The organism is Nitrospirota bacterium (assembly GCA_040755395.1).
In the GTDB taxonomy this organism is placed as follows: domain Bacteria; phylum Nitrospirota; class Nitrospiria; order Nitrospirales; family Nitrospiraceae; genus DATLZU01.
Genome location: JBFMAX010000001.1, coordinates 283,711 through 307,037, shown reverse-complemented (window position 1 = coordinate 307,037; position 23,327 = coordinate 283,711). Strand labels below are relative to the sequence as shown.

Here is a 23,327-nt window from a genome sequence, read left to right as displayed (position 1 = left end):
GAAGGCTGGCTCGGGCGTTTGAGAGGGGCCACTTCGGGAGTGTCGTGGAGATCCAGTGGGACAAGGATCAGGACGCGGTTCGCATGGTGAAGTCGGGGGAAGCGCATGTCGCCGTGACAGGGCAACAGGATCCGGACTTGGCCGCGATCCCTATCGCCTGGGACGGAATCGCGGTGGTCGTCTACGTTGGAAACCCGGTCAAAGAACTGACCATCCAACAGGTGGCCGCCATCTTCTCGGGCAAGGTGACACAGTGGGCGGAGCTGAACGGACAGGGCAGCGCCATCCAACTGATCGACCGTCCGCAGAACCAGCATATCCGCCACAGCTTTGAGGAGGCGCTCGGGATCGTAGGGCAGATTCCCAAATCGGCCAAGGTGATTCGATCTGACCAGACCGCGATGAGCACGGTGGCAGGGAACCTTTCGGCGGTGACCTATACCTCGCTTCGAGTCGCCCTCGACGCGATGAAGTACGGAGTTGATGTCCATGTGCTGCTGATCGACCAGGTCGAGGCGGGCGCGCAACCTGTCAAAGACGGACGGTATCAGCTTCGGCGCCCGGTTCTTCTGCTCTCGAGAAAAGAGCCGAACCCTGTGGCTGAAGCTTTCGCCGGATTTGCTCTGTCACAAGAAGGGCAAGACATTATCAGCGAGATGTATACCCCTTTCAACCCATCGGACGCGCAGCAGCCACAGCAAGGCCCCAAGCCATAGCCCTCGCCGGCCGTGCACAAACCGTTCTCTGCCCACTTCGACTGGCGGTGCGCCTCGTACTGGACGACGGCGGCCTGACGGCCATGCGCTGGGCAACGCCGCTGCGCTGGGGAGCAAGGCGAACACCGAACCGGCCGCGAGAGACGGGTCATCCGGACCGACGGACTTGCCCTCACGGGCCGGATGGAAGGCCCACCAACCCAACCAGGTGAAAAAGGGCGAGATCCCATGATGATTATCACGTCCGCCACAATCTTGGGTCTGGTCATGTTTTTCGCTGCCGCCTGTTCGGACCCAAGCGACTCCATGCGCGGCTGGATAGGCCACGATGGGAGTGAATTGATCCGCGTGTGGGGGCAACCTTCAGAAGAAACCGACATAGAGGGCGCCGGTCGGACCATGACCTATATCAGTTTCTGGAAAAACGGGTTCTTTGAAACCTATACATGCCGGAGAGTGTTTACCATCGATGCCGAGGGGATCATTAGAACTCAGTCTATGTCGGGTTGTTAACGCCTGTCCGCTCAAAAGTTTCCGCTTCCCTCATCAGAAGTAGAAGTCTTGCCGGGACTATTGCCGATTCAAAGGGATGGTTTTACCCAAGTGCGCGAATTCTGCGGCAGGCTTCGAGCCGGAGCGGGAGCCTCTGCGCCCTAAGGTTCTCCTACAATGGACCGCTCCAACGGGCCACGACTACTCACCGACAATCAGCGGAAGGCTAGCCCTGATCCGAAAATATTTCTCTCGGCAACAATGCCTTTCCCCGGTTCCCGAAAGGATCCTCTCCCTCGCGCGGGAGGGAGAGGAGACAGGTGAGGGTGGTATCCGAAAAGCACCCCCTCACCGCAGCCTCTCCCCCAATGGGGGCGAAGAGAATAGAGGGCTCAAGGTCGGAAAGAATTTCGGATCAGGTCTAGGAGTCACAGGGAATCACCCGTCACAACGAGATGAGCAATAGAGGAAAGACTTCCCGGTACACTTTGGGTCTCGTGCTCACGAAGAATTCCTGCGCACCGGGCCTGCCGATTCCTGTTCGAGGGCGAGGAGCCGTTTCTTTCGCTGAAGGCCCCACCGATAGCCGCCGAGCCGTCCATCTTCCCGAATAACCCGATGGCAAGGAATGGCGACCGCGACGGGATTGGCCGCACAAGCCTTGCCGACAGCCCGGGCTGCAGCCGGCTGCCCGATCGCTCGCGCGATTTCACGATAGGAACGAGTCTGTCCGTATGGGATCCGTTGGAGGGCTTTCCACACCCGCCGTTGAAATGCGGTCGCGTGGAGGTCGAACGGGAGCCGATGAGCTTGGCCTGTTCCACTGAGACGGTGGAAGATTCCATCCACATACGGCTTCGATCCGAACGGATCTCGGCGGAGGATGGCCCTCGGCTAATCTCGTTGAAGCGACGCGATCAATGAAGCGTCCGTATTCCCGAGTCGAACGGTCGCGATGCCCCGCTCCGTGATCGCCACCAACATCCGGCCGGCGGGAGTCGGAGCCGTTGCAAAGCGAAGGGTCACCCCGGCTCCACCTGACTGCAACACCGAGGGTGTCATGCCCAGGTCCGAATTCACGCGTTCATACAGGCGGCCGCTCGAACCAAAGTTCGCCTCGTAGATGGCATTCGTCACGGTCTCACCTCGCTTCAACGATGTTTTGAAACGCTCCATTCTCCGCATATCTCGATACGCTTTCGGAGAAAGCCCGACCCATTACACGAACGCGCCATCGAACCGGCGATCGCGCGTCAGAACCGCTTCCCACGCACGGTCTGGACTCACCGGCAACAGTCGGTCGTTCATCTCGTCACCCTCGCCCGGCACAGTCATCCTACCTCTGATACAGTGACGCGCACCATCCGATTCTTGCTGCCAAATTAGCAATATCTCAAATGGGCAGATTCAATTACTCATGCCGGGCCCCATCTCACCGCTCCACTCATTTTCCATTTCCTATCGTAATCTGTGTATAATCCCGGCCATGAATCGCCGGTTCTTTCTCCCCACCCTTACGCGCCGGAGGCGGCACAGCCGACTCAGCGGGTGGCTCGCCGGCCAGAAGATCGAAGCGGCTCGGCGGATGACTCCCGAGGAGCGGCTCCTGCTGGCCCTCGAACTTTCCGACTTCTGCTTCGAGTTGAAGCGCACGTGTTCCGCGAAGCACTGATCGAGATCACGCGACGCCTCGACCAGGCGCGAGAGCGGAAGCTCGTGCAGTCCTACGCGCTGGTCGGCGGATTCGCCGTCGCGGTCTGGGGAAAGCCCAGAGCCACACACGACATTGACCTGGCGGTGGCTCTCGGCGCCGCCGATCCCGCTATGCTTGCCGCCGACCTGAACGCCGGATATCGTCCAGGCGATCCTGACGATCCGTTGAGCGGTGTGTTCCGGATTGAGGTTTCTGTCGGCGAACACGTCGTTCCTGTCCAGTTAATCGTGTTCGAACCGAAATGGGCTGATATCGTCTTCAGACGCGTGGACATCGTTTCCGTTCTGGACTGACCGGTTCCGGTGGTGAATTGGCAGGCGCTGGTGCTCTTGAAGCTTTATGCAGGGAGGCCGGTGGACCTCCAGGATGCTCTGGACATTGTCACGGTTCGCCAGCCAAGCGCCGTCGAACGGGAGAGCTTGGCGACCCAGGCCGAAGCCTTGGGCCTGGCCGAGGAATGCACCACGCTCCTCGCCTCTCTTTCCTAACCCGGAACACTTGATAGAGCAACAGAGCAAACAGCTCCTCCAGAATCAGCGACCGGGCGAGCGCGGGATCGTGCGGGCGAGCCGTCGCCGCCGGCGGGCGGTTTACAACATTCTGAAGGTCTCCATGTTCTTGTCCGAGGTCGAGCAGGCTGGTCGGCGACAGGCCCCGCTCAGCCTCACTCCCCACTCTTGACACGCCCCCACAGGAAGCCTAGCCTTTTTCTCGCTCCGGCACGTATACCATCGAACGCCCGCGCCACGATCATTGACAACCAACCGGGGTCCTTTCCGAGGGAAGAGGAGGTGCGTCATGCCGGCCTTCGTGACACTCATCAACTGGACGGATCAGGGGATTCGAACGGTGAAGGATTCGCCCAAGCGCCTCGACGCGGCGAAAAAAGAGCTGCAGAAGTTGGGAGGCGAGGTGAAGAGCTTTTACATGACCCAGGGAGCTTTCGATGCGGTACTGATCTTCGAGGTGCCCAACGATGAAGCGGCGGCCAAGTTCCTGCTCAAGACCGGCTCGGCCGGCAATGTCCGGACGACCACGCTCAAGGCCTATCCCGAGGCGGACTATCGGAAGATCATGGAATCACTGGCTTAAGGCGCGTGTTTCTTGCCCGCGTACCCGTTAAGCAAGGCAGGGACACTTTGGGATCAGCTATCAGAGCGACGTTGGTCACCGCTCTTGCTGAACCGGGGTGGGCCGCTCTGAGCGTTGAAGAATTTGATGGGGTGAGAAAAGACTCCCGCTACATCTTCTCTTCTCTTCCCTTCTGTTCCCTTAGAACCTCACTCCCAGGTACAGGCCCGGCATGAGATTCGTGTGGAGATCGACGTCGCGTCCTCCAGCGCGCAGGGTTTGCCCGAGAGAAGTGACGTTGAGGAGGACGTCGGCCGTGACGGCGAACCGCTGGGATAGGGCGTAGTCGAGCCCGATCCCGAGTGGAATCAGGAACGAAGTATAGGTGTCGGTCACGCCGCTGTCGGCGTCTTTGATCCCGGCTCGGATGAAGCCGACTCCGCTCTGCACCGCGAGCCGCGCCCTGTGGCTGCCGGGGATGTCCCACCAGTACTTGGCCTGCGCGGACAAACCAAAGATCATGTCGTTCCCCACGCCGGCATACTGGACCAACGGGCCGAGCGAGACGTGGTTGATGACGAAGTAATCGGCGTGCCCGTTGAGCCCGAACTCCAGAACTCCATCCGGCGTGCGGCCTAAAAAGCCAAGCCCCGCTCCGCCCGACCACTGCCCGGCCGTCGGCTCAGCGACCTCCGCAGCTACAGGAGCAGCCGGGGTCAGACCAGAGACCGGCCACGCGAGGAAAGTCAAAACGCAGAGGCCCGCCATGGATCGGCGCAGCATCATATTCTCCGGCGATCGGCCGAGGTCGCCGTATTCGGGTGAGAAAGGACTCTTGGTACATTCTTCTCTTCCTAATCCGCTATTGGCATGCGTGGATTCCAGGCGATCTCCCACACATGCCCGTCGGGGTCCTGGAAATATCCGGCGTAGCCTCCCCAGAATGTTCTGCCGGCAGGTTTGACGAGCTTGGCGCCCGCTCGTTCCGCCTGCGCCATGACTGCATCCACTTCTTCCTGGCTGCCGACATTGTGGCCGATCGTAAACTCGGTCGGGCTGCGAGGCGTCAGGGGGAGGTTCGCGTCATGGGCGATATCCTTGCGAGGCCAAATGGCCAGCATCAATCCCGGCTGCAAATCGAAAAACGCCACCGCGCCATGCTCAAACTCCGTCCCAACGATCCCCTCCGTCGGAAATCCCAACCCATCGCGATAAAACTTGAGCGATCGCTCCAAATCATCTACGCCCAAGGTGATGATCGTAATTCGCGGCTTCATAGTGGACCGGGATTATAGCAGAGGCGGGAAGGCAGCTAAATCAGTGGACGCGGGAGGGTGGCGGCTCCGCGGAAAGTGGCTCGCTGGAAGCCTATGGCCTGTGGCTTCAGAACCAAGCGGGTGAACCCGCCCGGCCGTGGCCATCGGCCGGTAATGTTACTTGTTCTGTCCCGCTACGCCGTTTTCTTTTTGGCGTGCTCCGCCAGGATGTTGTTGATCAGCGTTTGATAGCCGATATCCCGCCGCTTGGCTTCCTTCCGAAGATCTTCCAACACTTGGGGATCAATGCGGATCGCGATCAGTTGCCGTGCCACCTCGCCAAGCCTCGGGCGGCCCACTCGCCGCATGGCACGCAATTGGGCATCGGACATCTCCGGGATGTCGGAGAAATCAATCCTGCGCCGTTTGATAACGGCGTCTCTCTTTCCGACTCGCGCGCCTCGCGCTGATGATCCGAATCGCCTCTTGTTCATCGTCGTATCTCCTCACGGTATAGGCAACCACCAGGAGCCTGCCTGACATGGACAGGCCAAGATGAAGCCTGCGCGCCTCTGAAGTGGAATGTTCGATGTCGGGACCATCAAGAGCTCTGGCATCTTGAAACGCCGTCGTGGCTTCTTCAAATGAGACGCCGTGCTTGGCAAGATTGGCGGCAGCCTTCAGCGGGTCCCATTCGAACACGGATTAAGTATATACAAAACCTACGCGGGGGGCCAGAGCCTACTCCAGCGCAGAAGCAGGGGGAGTGCGGCGGATGTGGGGTGCAACTGTGCGAGGGTGGAGCATGCGGGGCAGCCGTCGCTCTCGATCGGCCAAATCAAGTGTTACATTGCTCGCGCCAGCCCCCATCCCGGCTGCAGATCGAAAAACGCCACCGCGCCATGCTCAAACTCCGTCCCAACGATCCCCTCCGTCGGAAATCCCAACCCATCGCGATAAAACTTGAGCGATCGCTCCAAATCATCTACGCCCAAGGTGATCATCGTAATTCGCGGCTTCATAGTGGACCGGGATTATAGCAGAGGCGGGAAGGCAGCTAAATCAGTGGACGCGCCGTGGTGCAGGCGATCCGATCCTCCAGCGCCATCAGCACAGCAAAAAGGTTCAGGGGAATAGTTCCTGCACCTTTGCTCTCTTCATCGACCGGCCTTACTGTGGTAGGCTTCCGCAAGAGCAGTTCCCGGCAACTCTTTGTTCGGGCCTCAGCTCAAACTGGTTAATATCTATTTTTGAGCATACGATACGAGAGCGTGTAAACGAGCTAATTCAAGCACAATACGAGGAGCTTCGTGAGAAATACAAGACCGACTCCTCGAATAAAAGCGCGGAATTGGTACTAAGGGGTAATATCCATCCCGGGGAAACATTGATCGCCCACTACCATTGTGATGGACAACGAGCTTCTGAGGCTTCGCCGTTTTGCGCTCACACTGGGGATGGTTCTATGGGTTTACAGCCTTGCAGGTGCCACGTTCGGAGAGTACGCGCAGGTCCCTTTTTTAGGTGTCAATCTAAAGCTGACCCGCCCAGCGGTTGTCGAATGGGGACTGGTCCTAGTCTGTTTATATGGGGCTGCGAGGTATGCCTATCACGCTCTCGTTAAATCCCTGACGCCATGGAAGGCGCGCCGTCTGCTTGAGGTGGGAGCGTTCGGCCCTATGCCGATTCCACCTGGTAGCCACAGCCCAGAGATCAGAGAAATCGCGAGCCGATACGTTCCAGGTATGGAAGATCAGGTGAGCGTGGTTAACCGACTTACCCAAGACTATGGTTGCATCGGAGTTAGCGGAGGGGGTAAGTATCCGCCTATGGTTTGGTTCTGGATCTGGCTCGATGCCCTCGACTATACAGCCCCAATCTGGGTGAATCTCTTAGCAATATTAGCCTTCCTCGCGCTAAGGCCGTTTCTTCCAAGCCCTCCGAGTATTTCTCTGCCACCCTTATAGCCGTCGGCACCGGACGTTGAGCGGGAAGACTACTGTAAGTGGGGCGGCATGATTCGACAGAATGCGGTAACACATGCAGAGACGATCAGCGGGGGTCACTGCTCTTTCTCTAGACAGGGTGCTTACCTTAAGAGGCTCAAAAAGGTCAGCCAACGTATTCGTATACAAAAAGGCCACCCATGAGCGGTGGCCTTTTTGATTCCCCTCTCCCTCTAGCTGCGTGGCTTTTCCCTGGGATGTGTGGCGGGATGGGGTAAGCTGTGTCGCGAATCGCGGAGGCTCGGGTCCCGCGCTTGCCGAGCACATGCGGTCGCGCTTCGCGACGGCGAGCACTGTTTCCCCTCGACAGGCTCTTTTTCCCGACTGCTCAAGCGCGGCCGGGAGGCTCTTGGAGCGGGCATCAGAGCGGCGTTGGGGCACCGCGCTTGCTGAGCCGAAACGGCCCGCTGTTGCGGGTGGCGAGGACTGTTCGACGTTCAATTCAGCGTGGCTGGAATTGAACAAGTTCCGCAGCCAAGTGGAGGCGAAGCGTAGAGCGGTCAACGCCGCTCTGGCCAAGAGCGGAAAGAGCCTCCCGGCCCGCTCTTACGTCCCCATCTCCCACGACGCCAAATACTTCCTCTGCTCCTTCGTCAGCCGATCAATCTCCACCCCCATCCCCGCCAGCTTCAGCCTCGCGATCTCCTTGTCGATCTCCGCCGGCACCGGGTACACCTTCTTCTCCAGCTTCTGGCGATGCTTCACCAGATACTCCGCGCTCAAGGCCTGATTCGCGAAGCTCATGTCCATCACGCTGGACGGATGGCCCTCGGCGGTCGCCAGATTCACCAGCCGCCCTTCGCCCAGCAGACTGACCCGCCGGCCGTTCTTCAGCGTGAACTCCTCCACGCCGGGCCGGACCAGGCGTCGCTTGCGGCTGAGCTTTTCCAGGGCCGGAATGTCCAGCTCCACGTTGAAATGGCCCGAGTTGCAGACGATGGCACCGTCCTTCATGACGGCGAAATGCTCCCCGCGAATCACCTTCAGGTTGCCGGTGACGGTGATGAAGAAGTCGCCCACGGGGGCGGCCTGTTCCATCGGCATGACCCGGAAGCCGTCCATGACCGCCTCCAATCCTTTCAATGGATCGATTTCCGTCACGATCACATCCGCGCCCATGCCCTTCGCACGCATCGCGACGCCGCGGCCGCACCACCCGTAGCCGGCCACCACGACCGTGGAGCCGCAGATCAGCCGGTTCGTCGCGCGCACGATCCCGTCCATCGTGCTTTGCCCCGTGCCGTAGCGGTTGTCGAACATGTGCTTGGTGTCCGCGTCGTTGACGGAGATGACGGGGAAGCGGAGGACCTTCCGATCCGCCATGCTGCGCAGCCGGATCACCCCCGTGGTCGTCTCTTCCGTGCCGCCGATGACGTGTTTGAGCAGGTCCTTGCGCTTGGCGTGGAGAGTCGAGACGACATCGGCGCCGTCGTCCATCGTGAGTTGGGGACGGTGCGCGATCGCCGACTCGATGTGGCGGTAGTAGGTCTGATTGTCCTCGCCCTTGATCGCGAAGACGGCGATGCCGTCGTGCTGGACGAGGGACGCCGCCACGTCGTCCTGGGTGCTGAGCGGATTCGACGCGCAGAGCCGGATCTCCGCGCCGCCGGCCTGCAGCGTCTTCATGAGGTTTGCGGTCTCCGTGGTCACATGGAGACAGGCGGTGACCCGCATCCCCTTGAGCGGCTGCTCCCGCTTGAAGCGTTTTCTGATCAGGCGCAGCACCGGCATGGTGGCTTCCGCCCATTCGATTTTCAGCCGGCCCTGGTCGGCCAACCTGATGTCTTTCACGTCGTAATCCACATGTCCTCCCTAAAAAAGCTGATAGCCAACAGCGAATAGCTAATAGCTCATAGCCTGACGTAGCCCAATCCTTCACGAGCTACTCGCTATTCGCTGTCAGCTACTGGCTCATCATATAAAAAGGGGACGGGAATGCGCTCCGTCCCCCTTTGTGCATTGCCTGTAGAACCCCTGCTGTCAGAGCCCGGCTTCTCTCCTCAGAATCTTGGCCTTGTCCGTTTTTTCCCAGGTGAACTCCGGCTCGTTCCGGCCGAAGTGGCCGTACGCCGCCGTCTTCCTGAAGATGGGGCGCCGAAGCTTCAGGTGGTCGATGATGCCGCGCGGGGTCATGGGGAAATGCTTGCGGACGAGCTTGTCGAGCGTCTCCACCGCCACTTTTTCCGTGTTCTTCGTGTCGATCAGGATCGAGACGGGATCCGCCACCCCGATCGCGTAGGCCAACTGGACTTCGCACTTGTCCGCCAAGCCCGCGGCCACGACGTTCTTCGCGATATAGCGGGCCATATAGGAGGCCGAGCGGTCCACTTTCGTGGGGTCTTTGCCGGAGAATGCCCCGCCGCCGTGGCTGCCGACGCCGCCGTAGGTGTCGACGATGATCTTCCGCCCCGTCAGGCCGGTGTCGCCCATCGGACCGCCGACGACGAATCGGCCGGTCGGGTTGATGTAGTGTTTGACGCTGGCGGGATCGTAGAGCCCCTTGGGCATCACGGGCTTGACGACGTGTTCGATGATGTCGCGCTCGATCTGTTTGCTGGTGACATCGGGGCTATGCTGGGAGGACACAACGACGGTATCGACCCGCACCGGCTTCCAGTTTCTATATTCAATGGTCACCTGCGATTTCCCGTCCGGCCGCACCCAGGGCAGGATTTTTTTCTTCCGCACCTCGGCCAGCCGCCTGGTGAGCCGGTGCGCGAGCACGATCGGCATCGGCATCAATTCTTCGGTTTCGTTGGAAGCATAGCCGAACATGAGTCCCTGGTCGCCCGCGCCGCCCGAATCGACCCCCTGCGCGATGTCCGGCGATTGATTGTGGATGGATGTCAGAACGGAGCAGGTGTGGTAATCGAATCCCCAGGAAGCATCGGTGTAGCCGACATCCTTGATCACCTGGCGGATGATGTCCGGAATCTCGACGTACGCGGTCGTGGAGATTTCGCCGGCGACGAAGGCGATGCCGGTCGTCAGGATGGTCTCGCAGGCGACCCGGCAGTGCTTATCCTTCGCAATGATGGCGTCGAGGATGCCGTCGGAAATCTGATCGGCGATCTTGTCCGGATGGCCCTCGGTGACGGATTCCGAGGTGAACAGATAATTATTTCTCATTGTGTCCTCTGACTACAGGTGAATGGGAATGCGTGAGCGCTGGCTTCTATCAGGCGGCACCTGACTGTGTCATAACTCCTGAGAACGCCAAAAAACCTGGCGAATATTAACGAAGCCGCGGGCATTTGTCCACCACTCATCCGTATGGGGCTTGGCGCCGGTCGGGCGGGTCCTTTGCTTGACACGTGTTACCGCCGGCTTGTAGCATAGCTTGATTTTCGCGGGCTTGTCTGAATTCTCGCACGCCCAACCCATCGTTTGCGTGCCACTCCAGCCTTGAGGCCTCGGCAGCATCGGGAGCTGCCCCGAGGGCTGGTTTTTTGTCTTTGCGTCCGGCTGGAATCCGGCCCGGCTTCACTTTAAGGACTGAATCGCTATGAACGGGAAACCCGAAATCATCGCTGAGCGGGAGGTTGCCCGCCCGTCCACACCGGGATTGGGGTGGGAAGAGTTTTCCCGGGAACTGGTCGAGTTTTTTGCTTCGATCAAACTGGCCATGTTCCTGTTTATCGCCCTGGCCATGACCGCCACAATCGGGACGGTCATCCAGCAGGGTGAGCGGCCGGACGTCTATATTCAGGAATACGGGGAGGACGCCTACCGCTGGTTTCTGCGCCTGGGCTTCACCGACGTCTATCACACCTGGTGGTTCACGAGTCTGCTCGGACTGCTCTGCGTCAACTCGCTCACCTGCTTCTATAAGCGATTCCCGGCCGTCTGGCGCTCCATGCGTCAGGATAAGGTGAGCGTCTCCCTGGCGTTCATTCAGAACATGAAGCACAAGGCCGAGATTCCGGTTGCGGCGTCCCGGGAACACGTGGCGGAACGGATGGCGCAGATGCTGATCGAAAAGGGCTATCGGGTCCTGGCGAAGAACGAGCCGGGCGAAGTGACCCTCTATGCCACGAAGGGCGTGATCGGCCGGGTCGGCGCCCATATGGCGCATCTGAGCGCGACCGTGATCGTGCTCGGCGGACTCATCGGCAGCTACTACGGGTTTCAGGAATTCGGCGTGTGCCTGGAAGGCCAGACGTACCATATCCCGCGCGGGAATTTCGACCTGAAGGTGGACAAATTCTGGATCGACTATTACGAGAACGGCGCGATCAAATCCTATAACAGCACGCTCACCGTCATCGACCAGGGCGCGCCGGTGACCACGAAGACGATCACGGTGAACGATCCGCTCGTCTACAAGGGCATCTGGTTTTATCAGTCGAGCTACGGAGACGCGTGGGATCGGATCGAAGTCGCGCGCATCAACGTGAAGGACAAGAAAACCGACAGGGTCTTGAAAACGGTCGATCTGGAATGGCAAAAAGAAACCGTCGTCGACGGGTTGGATCTGAATCTCACGCTCACCGATTTCGTCGCCGACTTCGCCTTCAATTCCACCGAGAAGAAGGTGTTCTCCAAGACGGTCGAACATGCGAATCCGGCGGTCCGTCTCGCCATCAGGGAGCGCAAGACGCTGGAAGCGGCGCCCTGGATTTTTTATCATTATCCCGATCTGTTCGAGATTCAGGGGTCGAAGTATGCCTTCGAGCTGGTCGGCTATCAGCCGAAGAAGTTTACCGGCCTGCAGATCGCGAAGAATCCCGGCGTGAACATCGTCTGGGTGGGCTCCACGATGATCGTCGTCGGCATCACGCTGTCCTCGTTTATCTACCATCGCCGGCTGTGGGCCAAGGTCGTTCCGGGGCCGAACGGCGCGACGGTGCATCTCGGCGGGACGACGCACAAGAGTCAGATCGATTTCCAGAAGGAATTCGCCAAACTGACGGAACGGATTCAGACGATAAAGACGTAGATGGGCCAGGGGCGCGAGGCTAGGGGCGAGGGGGAGCAGGCACTCATCCTCTAGTCGCTTGCCGCGTGCCACTCGCCTGAGGAGGAGGTTTTTATGGTTCGCTCACTCTTCTTATTCGACATGACCTTCTGGCTCTACCTCTCGGCGCTCGTGTTGTACGTCGCCTACATGTTCGTGCGGCGCCCGGCCATGCAACTGGCGCCGGCCGGCCATCCGACTTCGAACGTCGAAGAAGGCGACGGAGCCTGGGCGACCCAACTGGGACAGGTGGCCACGCTGGTGACGATCTTCGGCTGGATCGTCAACACCCTCGCGTTGGGCACGCGGGCGTTCGAACGGATGCAGCACTCGGGGACCTTCGCGCCCTGGTCGAACCAGTTCGAAGCCATGGCGTACGTCTCGTGGGCCATCATCCTCGGCTATGTGCTGCTGGAGTTCCGGTATCGGATCAAGGCGATCGGCGCTTTCGTGGTCGGCATCGGGTTCATCGCGATGGGCGCAGCCTCGTTGCTTCCGTACCGTTATCAAACGGCGGAACCGCTCGTGCCGGCCTTGAACAGCTATTGGATTTACATTCATGTCTCCGTGACCTTGACCAGCTACGCGGCCTTCGCGATGGCGGGCGGGCTGGGCGTCATGTACCTGCTGAAGGAGCGGGCCGAGCGGCAAGGCAGCCGGTCGCGGGTCTTCGCCAGCTTTCCCGATCTTGAGACCATCGACGAGCTGGGCTATAAGGCGATCATGATCGGGTTCCCGCTCTTGGCGTTCGGGATCATCCTGGGCGCGATGTGGGCCAACTATGCCTGGGGCGGCTACTGGAGCTGGGATCCCAAAGAGACCTGGTCGCTCATTGTCTGGCTGATCTACGGCGCGTACATCCATGCCCGGATGACGAGAGGATGGGAAGGCCGACGGGCCGCCATCTATGCCATCTTCGGGTTTCTCATGGTGATCTTCTGTTTCTGGGGCGTGAATTTTCTCCTATCCGGGCTCCACGCGTACGCATAATCGGGCAAGGGGCGAGGGGCTTGAGGCGAGTGGTGAAATCCCCCTAGCCATTTGCCTCGCGCCTCTAGCCTAAGGAAGGTATGGCTGAACCGATCGCAGTCGAGTCCGTGCAGAAAGAGCCGCACCCGCCGGCCTCGCGGCGCCTGTCCATTGTGCTGATGACGGCGGGGATCTTGGCGTTTGCGTTCGGCGTGGTCTGGATGCAGAGCGCCAAGTACGAGCCGCTCACGGTGGGGAAGGAAGCGCCCGACTTCAAGCTGCCCGATCTCAACGACAAGGACGTGCGGCTGTCCGATTATCGCGGCAAGGTCGTGTTTCTCAACTTCTGGGCGACCTGGTGCAAACCCTGTCGCGAAGAGATGCCGTCCATGGAGGTGCTCTACAAGAATTTTGAGAAGGACGGGCTGGTGATTCTGGCGGTGAGTATCGACCGGGTCACGACGAAAAAGGATATCCCGCCCTTCGTCAAAAGTCTGAACCTCACCTTCCCGATCCTCATCGACTCCTGGGGACAGACCGACAAGCGATACAAACTGATGGGCGTCCCCGAGACCTACATCATCGATCAACAGGGCATCCTCCGAGAGAAGGTCATCGGTCCCCGTGACTGGACCAGGCTGGACAATCTGCAGATTGTGACGCAGTTGCTGAAGTCCGGCGCCAAGTCCGCGCAAACCGCTCATTCGGCGGCCGATGCGCAGCGTCTGTGATCCATAGCCATGACGCGGGAGTGGGGTTACACGTGCCTGCTCGCCATGCTGCTCGCGGCGGAGACGGGCTGCGAACCGAGCGAGCCTTCCTCGTCGTCGACGCCGCCGACGGAGGTTGTAGCCGTTGCGGACCGCTCGGGACCCAAGCTCGGCGAGCCGGCGCCGGACTTCCAGTTGCGGGACCTCGACGGGAACCTCGTCACGCTCGCGAGCCTGCGCGGCAAAGTGGTGTTGGTGAATTTCTGGGCGACCTGGTGCGGTCCCTGCCGCTTCGAGATGCCGGCGATGGAGCGGCTCTACCGGTCGTTCAACCGCAAGGACTTCGAGATCCTGGCGGTTTCGACGGACCCGCAGGGCGCGGCGGTGACGAGGCCGTTTCAGCGGGAGATCGGTCTGAGCTTCCCGATCTTGCACGACGCTGATTTCCGCATCGGAGTCGCCTACGGCGCCCGCACCCTGCCGATGACCTTTTTGATCGATCGCCACGGCGTCATTCGGCATCGGATCTTCGGGGCGCGCGACTGGCAGAGTCCGGAAGCGATACAATTGATTCAGAGTCTGGTGAAGGCCTTCTGACCATGTCGGAGTCGATCCAACAGATTTCGTTCTTCGCCGCCTTCTCGGCCGGGTTGCTCTCGTTCGTGTCTCCCTGCGTGCTGCCGCTGGTTCCGTCCTACATCTCCTACATCACGGGCCTGTCAGTCGAGCAACTGGCGGATGCGGCGGAGCGAAGCCGGTTCCGCAAGGCCATCATCGTGAACTCGCTGCTCTTCATCGCCGGGTTCTCCGTCGTGTTCGTGGCGTTCGGCGCCTCCGCCAGCTTGATCGGGCAGATGCTGATCACCTATCAGGAGCACCTCCGCCGGTTCGGCGGCATCCTGGTGATCATTTTCGGGTTGTATCTGCTGGGGATTTTGAACCTGAATTTTCTCAAGACCGAGAAACGTCTCCATTTCCGAAACCGGCCCGCCGGATACCTGGGCTCGTTTCTCATCGGGGTGGCCTTTGCGGCGGGCTGGACGCCCTGCGTCGGTCCGGTTTTGGGCACCATTCTGCTCTACGCCAGCACCACCGACGCGCTGACCGACGGCGTCACGCTGCTGACGTGTTATTCGCTGGGCCTCGGGTTGCCGCTGTTTTTGACCGCCCTCGGCGTCGATCGGTTCCTCGCTTACTTCAAAGAGGTCCGCGCCTACTTGTGGGGCGTCTCGACGGTCAGCGGCGCGTTGCTGGTCGTCGTCGGCGTGATGATCTATGCCAACTCGCTCACCATGATCACCAGCTTCCTCGAGCGGTACGGCATCGGCTGGTATCTGGGACAGTGAAGAGCTGTCGGCGATCAGCTATTAGTTATCAGCTTTCAGCCATCAGCTTTACCCTGAGACGCGTTCAGAACCGCTGACCCTCGCCGGCATCTCCGCATCCGAAAAGCTGAGAACCGACGGCTGAAAGTCGAAGGCTCGTTCGTCCATGCCCGCGTTTCCCGACATGAAATTCTACGACGCCCTGATCGTCGGGATGGGACCGGCCGGCGCCACGGCCGCCTATGAACTCAGCCGCGCGGGCTTGGCCGTGCTCGGTCTAGAGAAGCAGCTCCATCCCCGGTACAAAGTCTGCGGCGGAGGACTCTCGCTCCGAATCGACCGGATCTTGGAGGCCGATTTCAAGTCGGTGGTCGAACACACGATTTACGGCGTGCAGTTCACCTATCGGGGCGAAGAGCCCTTCCTGATCGAGTCCTCCCAGCCGATCGCGTATATGGTCATGCGGGATCGCTTCGATCATCTCTTGGTGGAGAAGGCGCGCCGGGCCGGGGCCGATGTCCATGAAGGCGAACAGGCATTGGCCTTCCGACAGTCAGCGGACGGCATCGAGGTGACGACGGACCGGGGCCGCTATCACGCCAAGGTCTTGATCGGCGCGGACGGAGCCAACAGCGTCGTGGCCCAGCGGCTGTTTCCGGCACGTCGTCTGCGGCGCATGCCGACGTTGGAGAGCGAGATCGGCATCGGCATGATGCCGCCCTATCCGGGCGAAGGGAAAGTGCTCATCGATCTAGGCGCGACGGCCAAAGGGTACGCGTGGATCTTCCCGAAGCACCAGCGGCTGTCGATCGGCGTGGCGGAGTTTCGGGGAAAAACGACGAGTCCCAAGCAGATCTTCGATCGATTCGTGCGGGACGAGAAAGGGTTGGCGAGTTTCACCGTGCCGCATCCGGCCGGACACCCGTTGCCGCTCTTTTCGCCCCGCGTGGTCGGACTCACGGAACAGCCTCCCGTCGCGCTGGTCAGCGGCCGGGCCCTGTTGGTCGGAGATGCTGGGCATCTGGTCGATCCGCTGTTCGGCGAAGGCATTTATTATGCGGTTCGGTCTGGCCAGATGGCGGCCGCCTCGGTCCTGGAAACGTTCCACGACCGGCGTCGTTCACTGATGGACTACGAGTTGGCGGTGAGACGGGAGATCTACTCGGAATTCCGCATTGCCTCTCGGATCGCCCGTATCGTCTATTCGTTCCCCAAGCTCTGCCACCGTCTCATGCACCGCTATCAGGAAGTCATCAACCTGTACTACGAGGTACTGCGAGGGCGGCACACCTACCACAGTTTTTTCCACGAAGCCAAAGGCATTGTGAAGTCCTCGTTCCGCGAACTCTTGCGCGAAGCTCTGCCGTTTCGTTGACCGCGTGCAGCGAATAGCGAATAGAAGATAGCGAAGTGCCGGAAAATCAATGATCTCCTCGGCCTTGCGCTGTTCGCTACCGACTGTTTGCTCGAAGTTGGAGATTAACACCACGCCCCGACACGGCAGGGCGTGAAGCTCTGCCCGAGGCCATTGGCGGAGGGGACGGCGAGGGAGGAAGGTTGGACGCCGAGCTGAAAGTTGGGAACGTGATGGTTGTTCGTGCCGTTGGACGACGGAGGGGACGGCCGACTGCCGTTCGAACCGTTGTCCGACTTGGCCACCAAGGCCGGCGGTTTCGGGTTTCCGAGTTTCGCGAGGAGCTTGTGGCCGTCTTCGGCGTATTGGCTGTTGGGATATTTTTCCGCCAGCAAGATGAGGCTGTCGCGGGCCCAGTCGTCTGCGCCGAGTTCCTTCCAACTCAGGGCCAGGTAATACAACGCGTCGGGCGCGGCGTTCATGTCCGGGTATTCCTTGATGATCAACTCGAAGCGATGGGCGGCGGCTAAGTAGGATTCTCGCCGGTAGTAGAACTGCCCGACGAACAGATGCGTCTGCGCCAGCCACTCGTGGCATTCCTGGATTTTTTGAAGCGCCTGAGCGTCGTAGCGGCTGCCGGGAAATTCACGCCTCAACTTCTCGAACGCCGCCAAGGCCTTGTACACCGGCTCGGGATCCCGGTCGATCGTCCGAGCCATTTTAAAATGAGCCTCTGCGAGCCGGAATTGCGCATACGGGGCGAGCACATGGGCGCGGTGAAGGTCGAGGAAGTGCTGGTATTCGACTAACGCTTCCGCATACTCTTCTCTCTCAAAGAAGGCTTCCCCGCGCTTCATGATGACGTTTGGATCGTAATTCTTTTCGATCGTATCACCGATGAAAATCTGCTCGTCGGTGCCGCTCAGGGTCTTGCTGCCGGTCTTCTTCGAGGTGCCGGAACAGCCGCCGGCGAGCAGAGCCGTGGATATCAACATCGCCGCGGCGAAGGCGATCGGCGGCCGCCAGCGAGCACATGTTCCGCGCATCAGAAGCACCGTAGAAGCACCGCAGAAGCACCGCGGTGAATGGTCGGCAAATTTCGGCTTTTTTAACAAAGACCCGGCTGAAATGCAACGGAAATGGCGGGCCGTGCAGTTGACCGGTGGGAAGGGGACCCCTATAATCCCGCCGGCGCACTCGGACGGACTTCGATCCTTGCCCGCTTCGGAGATTCGGATGCCGATGCTACGCAGTAGAATCGTCGGAACGGGTTCATATGTGCCTGAGCGTGTGGTCGGGAACAGCGAGGTCAGTCCTTCGCTGGCGAGAAATCCGGATCGGGTGTTCCGGCTCACCGGTATCAGAACGCGCCATTGGGCGCCGGACGGCCAGGCTTCGTCCGATCTGGCCACGGAAGCGGCCCGCCACGCGCTCGACGCGGCGGGGAGGACTCCGTCGTCGGTCGACGCCATTCTGGTGTCGACCACCTCGCCGGACACGGTCTTTCCGTCGACCGCCTGTTACGTGCAACGGGCGCTGGGCGCGCGAGCCGTTGCGGCGTTCGATCTGGCGGCCTCCTGCTCCGGGTTCCTGTACGGTCTCTCGATGGCCGACGCCATGATCAGGAGCGGCCAGGCAAGGTGTTGTCTGGTGATTGCGGCGGAGGTCAAGTCCCGGTTCCTGGACCGTCAGGACGACGCGACCGCCATGTTGTTCGGAGACGGAGCGGGCGCGGCGACCGTCGTCGGTGAGACGGTCGCCGACGGTCAGGGCTCCGGTATTTTAGGAGTCCGTCTCTACGCGGACGGCGCGAGGCACACGTTGATTCAGGTCATAGCCGGCGGCTCGCGGGTTCCCGGGAGTTCCGTTACGATCGGTCAGAACCAGCACGTGATTCGTATGCAGGGCGGGCCGTTGTTTCGGATCGCAGTCCGTCGCTTGGAAACGGCCGTCCGAGCGACCATGAAGGAATTCGGCGTCGACCTCTCCGAGGTCAAGCGGGTCGTGGTGCACCAGGCCAACGGGCGTATCCTCGCGGCGCTGCGGGATCGGCTGGGGCTCCCGCCGGAGGCGCTGGATTCCGTCATCGAGCGGTTCGGGAACGCCTCGTCCGCATCGCTCCCCATTGCGTTGGACCGGGCGGTGCGCGACGGGCATATCGCCGCCGGCGACCTGGTGTTGCTCGGCGCGTTCGGCGGCGGGCTGACCTGGGCGACGGCCTTGGCGCGCTGGTAATGATCAAGGCACAGTGCTGCGTTCGACGCGGGCGCACGGAGTTGAGTCGGGATGTTTAACTTGATTCCCCGGGAAGAAGCCTTCTTCGATCTGTTCCGCAAGGCGGCGCACAACATGATCGAGGGCAGCCGTCTGCTCAAGGACATGATGGAGGATTTCGCCAATCCGGTCGAGAAGGCGAGGCGCATCAAGCAGGTGGAGCACGACGGGGACACGATCACCCACGACATCGCGAGGAAGCTGAATCAGACCTTTATTACGCCGATCGATCGTGAGGACATTCATGACCTCGCCAGCGCGATCGACGATATTTTGGACGTCGTCGAGGCGATTGCGGATCGGTTCGTGCTCTACAAGGTGGAGAAGCCCACCGAAATGGCCATCAAATTGTCGAACGTTCTCTATCAGGCCTCGGAGGCGGTGGGAGCCGCCGTGGATTTGCTGGGAAAGTCGCACACCGACATGAACGAAGTCAGCGTCAGGGTCAACAGCCTGGAGAACGAGGCGGACCGGATCTCGCGGGACGCGATCTCCCGGTTGTTCGACAAAGAGACGGACCCCATCGCCGTGATCAAGTGGAAAGAGATCTACGAGAATTTCGAAGCGGGCACCGACCGCTGCGAAGACGTGGCGAACATTCTGGAACGCATCGCGCTGAAGCACATCTGATAACTTGTCGTGAGGGGTGAGGCGTTAGGCGTGAGAAGAGGAGCACAACACGCCTATATCGGCGGGGTGGCCCGTCTAGATTTCCGTACCTTCTGTCTTCCCTCGTTCAATTTCCGACCATCTCCTCGCTCAATACTCCGAACTCTTTACCCCTTACCCCTTACCCCTTACGGCTGTCGTGTTTGATCTGACCGGCATGCTGCTGCTCGTCGTCGTGTTGGCTCTGCTGTTCGATTTTTCGAACGGCTGGCACGACAGCGCGAATGCGATCGCCACCGTGGTGTCCACGCGGGTCGTGAGCCCGTTCGTTGCCGTGGTGGTCGCGGGAGTGCTGAACGTGGCGGGAGCGTTCATGTCGACGGCCGTTGCCAAGATGGTGGGGAAGGGCATCGTGGATCCGACCGCGGTCACCCAGGAGGTCGTCGCGGCGGCCCTGGCCGGGGCGATTCTCTGGAATCTCTTTACGTTGCTGCTGGGACTCCCGACCAGTTCTTCCCATGCGCTGATCGGCGGCATGGTCGGCGCAGCGTGGATCCACAGCGGATGGACTGCGGTGAAATTGTCGGGGCTGCGCGCGGTGCTCGAAGCGATGGTGCTCTCGCCGTTCTTCGGCTTTGCGATCGGTCTGGCCTTGATGGTCTTTATCAGTTGGACCTTCTTCCGGGTTCCACGCAGCGTCGCGACGCGGCTTTTCTCGAGGCTTCAACTCGTCTCGGCCAGTTTCATGGCCTTCAGTCACGGCGCAAACGACGCCCAGAAAGCGATGGGCATTATTACGCTGGCGTTGCTGTCCGCCGGCCAGATTGCGACCGCGGAGGTGCCGGGCTGGGTGATCGGATCCTGTGCGATCGCGATGGGGTTAGGCACGGCGGTCGGCGGCTGGCGGATCGTCCGGACACTGGGGATGCGGATCGTGAAGCTGGAACCGGTGCACGGATTCGCCGCCGAGACCGGCGCCGCGGCCGTTCTGCTGATGACGGCGCATATCGGGTTGCCGGTCAGCACCACGCACACCATCACGTCGTCCGTCATGGGAGTGGGCGCCATTAAACGGCTGTCCGCCGTCCGGTGGGGTGTCACCGCCCGGATTCTGTTCGCCTGGCTGTTCACCCTGCCCGGCGCGGCGATCCTTTCGGCGGCGATCTACGTCTTGGTCTTGGCGGCGAAATAGGGCTGAGCGGAGATCGGCGTTTCCCTCGCCGCCGGCAGGCGGACCACAAAGCGGCTGCCCGTCGGTTCGTTTCCCTCGACCCATACCTGCCCTCCGTGTCCTTCCACGATGTGTTTCACGATGGCCAGGCCCAGGCCGGTTCCGCCGAGCTCCCGGGAGCGGGCCTTATCGACGCGGTAAAACCGTTCGAAGACGCGGGGCCGGTCGGCTTCGGGAATGCCGACGCCGGTGTCGGTGACGCTGAGCTCCACGATACCGGCGGGCGAGCCGTCCGCCGTCCGCGCGCGAAGCGCATGGGCCGCGACGGTGATGGCGCCGTGAGGCGGCGTGTACTTGACGGCGTTATCCAGCAGGTTGGTCAGCACTTGCACCAGGCGGTCTTCATCGCCGATGACCGGCGGCAGATCGTCGTCGATGCGGGTCATCAGCGCGTGATTTTTCTTGTCCGCCATCGGCTTGATCAGCGCCACGGTCCGCTCGATGACGGCGCCGAGGGCGACGGGCTCCCGTTTGAAGAGAACCAGTCCGGACTCGATCTGCGAGAGTTGCAGAAGATCCTCCAGGATAAGCTCCAGCCGGTGACTCTGCTTGAGGATGATGTCGAGGAACCGGACGAGCGTTTCAGGATCGTCCTTTCCCCCGTCCAACAGGGCTTCGACATACCCCCTGATCGAGGTCAAGGGGGTGCGGAGTTCGTGAGAGACGTTGGCGACGAAGTCCTTCCTGATTTTTTCCAAACGGCGCACGGCCGTGACGTCGTGAAAGACCAGGACGGCGCAAGGTTCGTTTTCCCCCGCGCACGCCGTGACCGAGGCTTCGACGCGAAGCTGGTTTCCGCTCGGCGTAAGGGTGATCTCTCCTCCCAGGCTCGTTCGGCGTTCCAGCGCGCGAGCGGTCAATTCGTTGAGCTCATGGTGCCGGATGACTTCCCAATACGGGCGTCCTTTGGTTTCGCCCGGCTTGAGCGCGAACATTCGCTCGAGCGCGGGGTTCACCTGCAGGACGGTGCCTCGACAATCCAGCACCATCACGCCTTCGACCATCGAGACCAGCACCGCGAGCAACTGCGCTCGGTCCTCGGACAATTCATGAATCTTGGCTTCCAACTGGCTGGTCATGTCATTGAGGGCGCGGGCGAGCACCCCTATTTCGTCCCGCGAGGCGGCGGGGACGCGTTGGCCCAGCACGCCGGCCGCCAGCTTTCTGGCGACCTCGGCCATGTCGGAGAGCGGGCGCGTCAGGCTCCGGGCGATGACCATGCCCAACGCGACGGCGACCAGGAACGCCAATCCCAACGCCAGGGCGAGTCGCTGTTTCAGCTCGCGCAGTTGCGCTTCGATCTGAGTCATCGGCAGACCTAACCGGATGATCGCCGAGCGGCTCTCCGGCTGGTCGACAGGACGCATGCGGTGCGCGAGATAGAAGGTCCGCTGCCCGGTGGTGTCGCTGACCCGTATGGTCGTCCCCTCCCCGGACGCCCACGCCTGCACGACCTCCGGGCGCGCGGCGTGGTTGTCCATTCGCGCCACTGCACGGTCTTCGGTGGCGCTGTCGGCGAGAACGGTGCCGTCGGCGGCGATCACGGTGACGCGCGCAAGGGAACGGCGGCCGATTTCCTTGGCGAGAGCTTGCAGCTCGGGACCGGGCCTGCGCAAATCTTCCTTCTGCAGGAGCGGCTGTAACGTCAACGCGGCGAGGGTGGTCTGAGCGTGGAGGGTGTCTTTCAGGCGGGTCAACTCGATCGTTTCGATCGAGCGGATGGACAACCACCCCGCCACGGCGAGCCCCAGCGTGACCGCGAACAGGGTGCCGAGCGTAACTTTCCAGCGGATTGAGAGGCTCATAGGGACGGTGAGGAGTGAGGGGTGAAGGGTAAGGGTGAGGGGTAAAAGATGGCAGCCGGAAGATCGGGACGCATCCAATTGCCCGACTCGTCACGCATCACGTTTCACGCTTCACGTTCTTTGAGCTTGTACCCGAGCGACTTGACGGAGACGATGGCCTCGTTCAACAGCGGGATCTTCTGTTTCAATCGACGGATATGCACGTCGACCGTGCGCGTGGTGCCGTAATAGTCGTACCCCCAGACGGCGTTCAGCAGCACGTCGCGGGTCAACACGCGGCCGGAGTTCCGCAGCAGATGCTCGAGCAAGCCGAATTCCTTGGCGGTCAGCGGCACCTCGCGATGGTTGACCGTGACTTCGTGCTTGGCGAGGTCCATGACGAGGTCGCCGTACAGATACCGGGGCGGCCCCTCTTCCTGGCTGCGTTCCACGCGGCGCAAGAGTGCTTTGACCCGCGCGACCAAAGCCTTGGGGCTGAACGGCTTGGTGACATAGTCGTCCGCGCCGAGTTCGAGACCCACCACGGTATCGGCCTCTTCGGCCTTGGCCGTCAGCATGATGATCGGGAGGAGGGCCGTCTCTCGAGCCGTCCGGATTTTCTTGCAGACCTCCAAGCCGTCCAGCTCGGGCAGCATCAGATCCAGGATCACCAGGTCGGGTCGCTCGCTCTTGACCAGCCGGAGCCCTTCCGTGCCGGTCATCGCGGCGACTGTGCGGTAGCCGTCTTTTTCGAGATAGAGCTTGACCAACTGGAGGATATCTTTCTCATCCTCCACGATCAGAATTTTCTTGCTCGAGGGTGGCGTGCTCACCTGAATCACAGCCTAATGAGAAGGCC

25 protein-coding genes and 2 pseudogenes are annotated in these 23,327 nt (G+C 60.9%); 15 read left to right on the top strand and 12 right to left on the bottom strand.

Annotation, left to right across the window (positions count from 1 at the left end; genetic code table 11):
* The first annotated feature begins 44 nt into the window (after nucleotides 1–44).
* Both AB1555_01575 and AB1555_01570 read left to right on the top strand, forming a co-directional pair.
* Complete coding sequence (locus tag AB1555_01575; protein MEW6245377.1) at nucleotides 45–716, top strand: substrate-binding domain-containing protein; 672 nt, start codon at nucleotides 45–47, stop codon at nucleotides 714–716.
* Nucleotides 717–944: 228 nt separating this feature from the next.
* Complete coding sequence (locus tag AB1555_01570) at nucleotides 945–1,229, top strand: hypothetical protein (GenBank protein ID MEW6245376.1); 285 nt, start codon at nucleotides 945–947, stop codon at nucleotides 1,227–1,229.
* Nucleotides 1,230–1,709: 480 nt separating this feature from the next.
* Here AB1555_01570 and AB1555_01565 read toward each other — a convergent pair whose 3' ends face one another.
* Nucleotides 1,710–2,057, bottom strand: coding sequence for a methylated-DNA--[protein]-cysteine S-methyltransferase (locus AB1555_01565; protein MEW6245375.1), 348 nt, complete (start codon nucleotides 2,055–2,057; stop codon nucleotides 1,710–1,712).
* 45 nt (nucleotides 2,058–2,102) lie between these two features.
* Nucleotides 2,103–2,411 (bottom strand): annotated as a pseudogene (locus tag AB1555_01560) (bifunctional transcriptional activator/DNA repair enzyme protein Ada).
* A gap of 283 nt (nucleotides 2,412–2,694) precedes the next feature.
* On the opposite strand from AB1555_01560, the gene AB1555_01555 reads away from it, so the two are divergent.
* From AB1555_01555 to AB1555_01540, 4 genes are all read left to right on the top strand, one after another.
* Nucleotides 2,695–2,880, top strand: a complete 186-nt coding sequence (locus AB1555_01555) for a hypothetical protein (GenBank protein ID MEW6245374.1) — start codon at nucleotides 2,695–2,697, stop codon at nucleotides 2,878–2,880.
* Nucleotides 2,862–3,215, top strand: coding sequence for a hypothetical protein (locus tag AB1555_01550; GenBank protein MEW6245373.1), 354 nt, complete (start codon nucleotides 2,862–2,864; stop codon nucleotides 3,213–3,215). The genes AB1555_01555 and AB1555_01550 overlap by 19 nt, the downstream gene beginning before the upstream one ends.
* A gap of 60 nt (nucleotides 3,216–3,275) precedes the next feature.
* A complete protein-coding gene (locus tag AB1555_01545) occupies nucleotides 3,276–3,410 on the top strand; it encodes a hypothetical protein (GenBank protein MEW6245372.1) in 135 nt (44 codons plus the stop codon).
* Nucleotides 3,411–3,720: 310 nt separating this feature from the next.
* Nucleotides 3,721–4,014: a GYD domain-containing protein gene (locus AB1555_01540; GenBank protein ID MEW6245371.1), complete on the top strand. Its 294-nt coding sequence runs from the start codon at nucleotides 3,721–3,723 to the stop codon at nucleotides 4,012–4,014.
* Between the two features lie 180 nt (nucleotides 4,015–4,194).
* On the opposite strand, the gene AB1555_01535 is transcribed toward AB1555_01540, so the two are convergent.
* From AB1555_01535 to metK, 7 genes and pseudogenes are all read right to left on the bottom strand, one after another.
* On the bottom strand, nucleotides 4,195–4,779 hold the full coding sequence (locus AB1555_01535) for a hypothetical protein (GenBank protein ID MEW6245370.1): 585 nt from the start codon (nucleotides 4,777–4,779) through the stop codon (nucleotides 4,195–4,197).
* A gap of 68 nt (nucleotides 4,780–4,847) precedes the next feature.
* Nucleotides 4,848–5,270, bottom strand: coding sequence for a VOC family protein (locus tag AB1555_01530; GenBank protein ID MEW6245369.1), 423 nt, complete (start codon nucleotides 5,268–5,270; stop codon nucleotides 4,848–4,850).
* Between the two features lie 173 nt (nucleotides 5,271–5,443).
* Nucleotides 5,444–5,641 carry a BrnA antitoxin family protein gene (locus AB1555_01525; GenBank protein MEW6245368.1) on the bottom strand — a complete coding sequence of 66 codons (198 nt, stop codon included), beginning with the start codon at nucleotides 5,639–5,641 and terminating at the stop codon, nucleotides 5,444–5,446.
* Between the two features lie 19 nt (nucleotides 5,642–5,660).
* Nucleotides 5,661–5,951 carry a BrnT family toxin gene (locus AB1555_01520; GenBank protein MEW6245367.1) on the bottom strand — a complete coding sequence of 97 codons (291 nt, stop codon included), beginning with the start codon at nucleotides 5,949–5,951 and terminating at the stop codon, nucleotides 5,661–5,663.
* A gap of 167 nt (nucleotides 5,952–6,118) precedes the next feature.
* Nucleotides 6,119–6,271 (bottom strand): annotated as a pseudogene (locus AB1555_01515) (VOC family protein).
* 1,530 nt (nucleotides 6,272–7,801) lie between these two features.
* Nucleotides 7,802–9,058: an adenosylhomocysteinase gene (gene ahcY, locus AB1555_01510; GenBank protein MEW6245366.1), complete on the bottom strand. Its 1,257-nt coding sequence runs from the start codon at nucleotides 9,056–9,058 to the stop codon at nucleotides 7,802–7,804.
* 177 nt (nucleotides 9,059–9,235) lie between these two features.
* Nucleotides 9,236–10,384 (bottom strand): methionine adenosyltransferase, encoded by a 1,149-nt coding sequence (metK, locus tag AB1555_01505; protein ID MEW6245365.1) that lies wholly within the window; start codon nucleotides 10,382–10,384, stop codon nucleotides 9,236–9,238.
* A gap of 376 nt (nucleotides 10,385–10,760) precedes the next feature.
* Between metK and AB1555_01500 the strand changes: the two genes are divergently transcribed.
* From AB1555_01500 to AB1555_01475, 6 genes are all read left to right on the top strand, one after another.
* Complete coding sequence (locus AB1555_01500; protein ID MEW6245364.1) at nucleotides 10,761–12,194, top strand: cytochrome c biogenesis protein ResB; 1,434 nt, start codon at nucleotides 10,761–10,763, stop codon at nucleotides 12,192–12,194.
* A gap of 93 nt (nucleotides 12,195–12,287) precedes the next feature.
* Nucleotides 12,288–13,202 (top strand): c-type cytochrome biogenesis protein CcsB, encoded by a 915-nt coding sequence (ccsB, locus tag AB1555_01495; protein MEW6245363.1) that lies wholly within the window; start codon nucleotides 12,288–12,290, stop codon nucleotides 13,200–13,202.
* 80 nt (nucleotides 13,203–13,282) lie between these two features.
* A complete protein-coding gene (locus AB1555_01490) occupies nucleotides 13,283–13,912 on the top strand; it encodes a TlpA disulfide reductase family protein (protein ID MEW6245362.1) in 630 nt (209 codons plus the stop codon).
* A 9-nt stretch (nucleotides 13,913–13,921) separates the two neighbouring features.
* A complete protein-coding gene (locus AB1555_01485; GenBank protein MEW6245361.1) occupies nucleotides 13,922–14,488 on the top strand; it encodes a TlpA disulfide reductase family protein in 567 nt (188 codons plus the stop codon).
* A 2-nt stretch (nucleotides 14,489–14,490) separates the two neighbouring features.
* Nucleotides 14,491–15,237, top strand: a complete 747-nt coding sequence (locus AB1555_01480; GenBank protein ID MEW6245360.1) for a cytochrome c biogenesis protein CcdA — start codon at nucleotides 14,491–14,493, stop codon at nucleotides 15,235–15,237.
* A 145-nt stretch (nucleotides 15,238–15,382) separates the two neighbouring features.
* Entirely contained in the window at nucleotides 15,383–16,591 is a 1,209-nt protein-coding gene (locus AB1555_01475) for a geranylgeranyl reductase family protein (protein ID MEW6245359.1), read from the top strand.
* A gap of 104 nt (nucleotides 16,592–16,695) precedes the next feature.
* On the opposite strand, the gene bamD is transcribed toward AB1555_01475, so the two are convergent.
* Nucleotides 16,696–17,616 carry an outer membrane protein assembly factor BamD gene (gene bamD / locus AB1555_01470; protein ID MEW6245358.1) on the bottom strand — a complete coding sequence of 307 codons (921 nt, stop codon included), beginning with the start codon at nucleotides 17,614–17,616 and terminating at the stop codon, nucleotides 16,696–16,698.
* A gap of 190 nt (nucleotides 17,617–17,806) precedes the next feature.
* On the opposite strand from bamD, the gene AB1555_01465 reads away from it, so the two are divergent.
* The 3 genes from AB1555_01465 to AB1555_01455 all read left to right on the top strand — a co-directional run bounded on the left by AB1555_01465 (nucleotide 17,807) and on the right by AB1555_01455 (nucleotide 20,645).
* On the top strand, nucleotides 17,807–18,805 hold the full coding sequence (locus tag AB1555_01465) for a beta-ketoacyl-ACP synthase III (GenBank protein MEW6245357.1): 999 nt from the start codon (nucleotides 17,807–17,809) through the stop codon (nucleotides 18,803–18,805).
* Between the two features lie 51 nt (nucleotides 18,806–18,856).
* A complete protein-coding gene (locus tag AB1555_01460) occupies nucleotides 18,857–19,474 on the top strand; it encodes a DUF47 family protein (GenBank protein ID MEW6245356.1) in 618 nt (205 codons plus the stop codon).
* A gap of 178 nt (nucleotides 19,475–19,652) precedes the next feature.
* Nucleotides 19,653–20,645: an inorganic phosphate transporter gene (locus tag AB1555_01455; protein ID MEW6245355.1), complete on the top strand. Its 993-nt coding sequence runs from the start codon at nucleotides 19,653–19,655 to the stop codon at nucleotides 20,643–20,645.
* Here the strand turns inward: AB1555_01455 and pnpS are convergent.
* Both pnpS and AB1555_01445 read right to left on the bottom strand, forming a co-directional pair.
* Nucleotides 20,618–22,489, bottom strand: a complete 1,872-nt coding sequence (gene pnpS / locus AB1555_01450) for a two-component system histidine kinase PnpS (GenBank protein MEW6245354.1) — start codon at nucleotides 22,487–22,489, stop codon at nucleotides 20,618–20,620. The two genes, AB1555_01455 and pnpS, sit on opposite strands and share 28 nt — an antisense overlap.
* A gap of 104 nt (nucleotides 22,490–22,593) precedes the next feature.
* On the bottom strand, nucleotides 22,594–23,301 hold the full coding sequence (locus AB1555_01445; protein MEW6245353.1) for a response regulator transcription factor: 708 nt from the start codon (nucleotides 23,299–23,301) through the stop codon (nucleotides 22,594–22,596).
* Between the last annotated feature and the right edge of the window lie 26 nt (nucleotides 23,302–23,327).

Bases quoted from the DNA above. Each gene is read 5' to 3' on its own strand.
- AB1555_01555 (MEW6245374.1), top strand. From the start codon at position 2,695: ATGAATCGCCGGTTCTTTCTCCCCACCCTTACGCGCCGGAGGCGGCAC.
- AB1555_01485 (MEW6245361.1), top strand. From the start codon at position 13,922: ATGACGCGGGAGTGGGGTTACACGTGCCTGCTCGCCATGCTGCTCGCG.
- AB1555_01570 (MEW6245376.1), top strand. From the start codon at position 945: ATGATGATTATCACGTCCGCCACAATCTTGGGTCTGGTCATGTTTTTC.
- AB1555_01525 (MEW6245368.1), bottom strand. From the start codon at position 5,641: ATGTCCGATGCCCAATTGCGTGCCATGCGGCGAGTGGGCCGCCCGAGG.
- AB1555_01535 (MEW6245370.1), bottom strand. From the start codon at position 4,779: ATGATGCTGCGCCGATCCATGGCGGGCCTCTGCGTTTTGACTTTCCTC.
- ccsB (MEW6245363.1), top strand. From the start codon at position 12,288: ATGGTTCGCTCACTCTTCTTATTCGACATGACCTTCTGGCTCTACCTC.
- metK (MEW6245365.1), bottom strand. From the start codon at position 10,384: ATGAGAAATAATTATCTGTTCACCTCGGAATCCGTCACCGAGGGCCAT.
- AB1555_01465 (MEW6245357.1), top strand. From the start codon at position 17,807: ATGCCGATGCTACGCAGTAGAATCGTCGGAACGGGTTCATATGTGCCT.
- AB1555_01530 (MEW6245369.1), bottom strand. From the start codon at position 5,270: ATGAAGCCGCGAATTACGATCATCACCTTGGGCGTAGATGATTTGGAG.
- bamD (MEW6245358.1), bottom strand. From the start codon at position 17,616: ATGCGCGGAACATGTGCTCGCTGGCGGCCGCCGATCGCCTTCGCCGCG.
- AB1555_01460 (MEW6245356.1), top strand. From the start codon at position 18,857: ATGTTTAACTTGATTCCCCGGGAAGAAGCCTTCTTCGATCTGTTCCGC.
- AB1555_01540 (MEW6245371.1), top strand. From the start codon at position 3,721: ATGCCGGCCTTCGTGACACTCATCAACTGGACGGATCAGGGGATTCGA.
- pnpS (MEW6245354.1), bottom strand. From the start codon at position 22,489: ATGAGCCTCTCAATCCGCTGGAAAGTTACGCTCGGCACCCTGTTCGCG.
- AB1555_01490 (MEW6245362.1), top strand. From the start codon at position 13,283: ATGGCTGAACCGATCGCAGTCGAGTCCGTGCAGAAAGAGCCGCACCCG.
- AB1555_01480 (MEW6245360.1), top strand. From the start codon at position 14,491: ATGTCGGAGTCGATCCAACAGATTTCGTTCTTCGCCGCCTTCTCGGCC.
- AB1555_01475 (MEW6245359.1), top strand. From the start codon at position 15,383: ATGCCCGCGTTTCCCGACATGAAATTCTACGACGCCCTGATCGTCGGG.
- AB1555_01500 (MEW6245364.1), top strand. From the start codon at position 10,761: ATGAACGGGAAACCCGAAATCATCGCTGAGCGGGAGGTTGCCCGCCCG.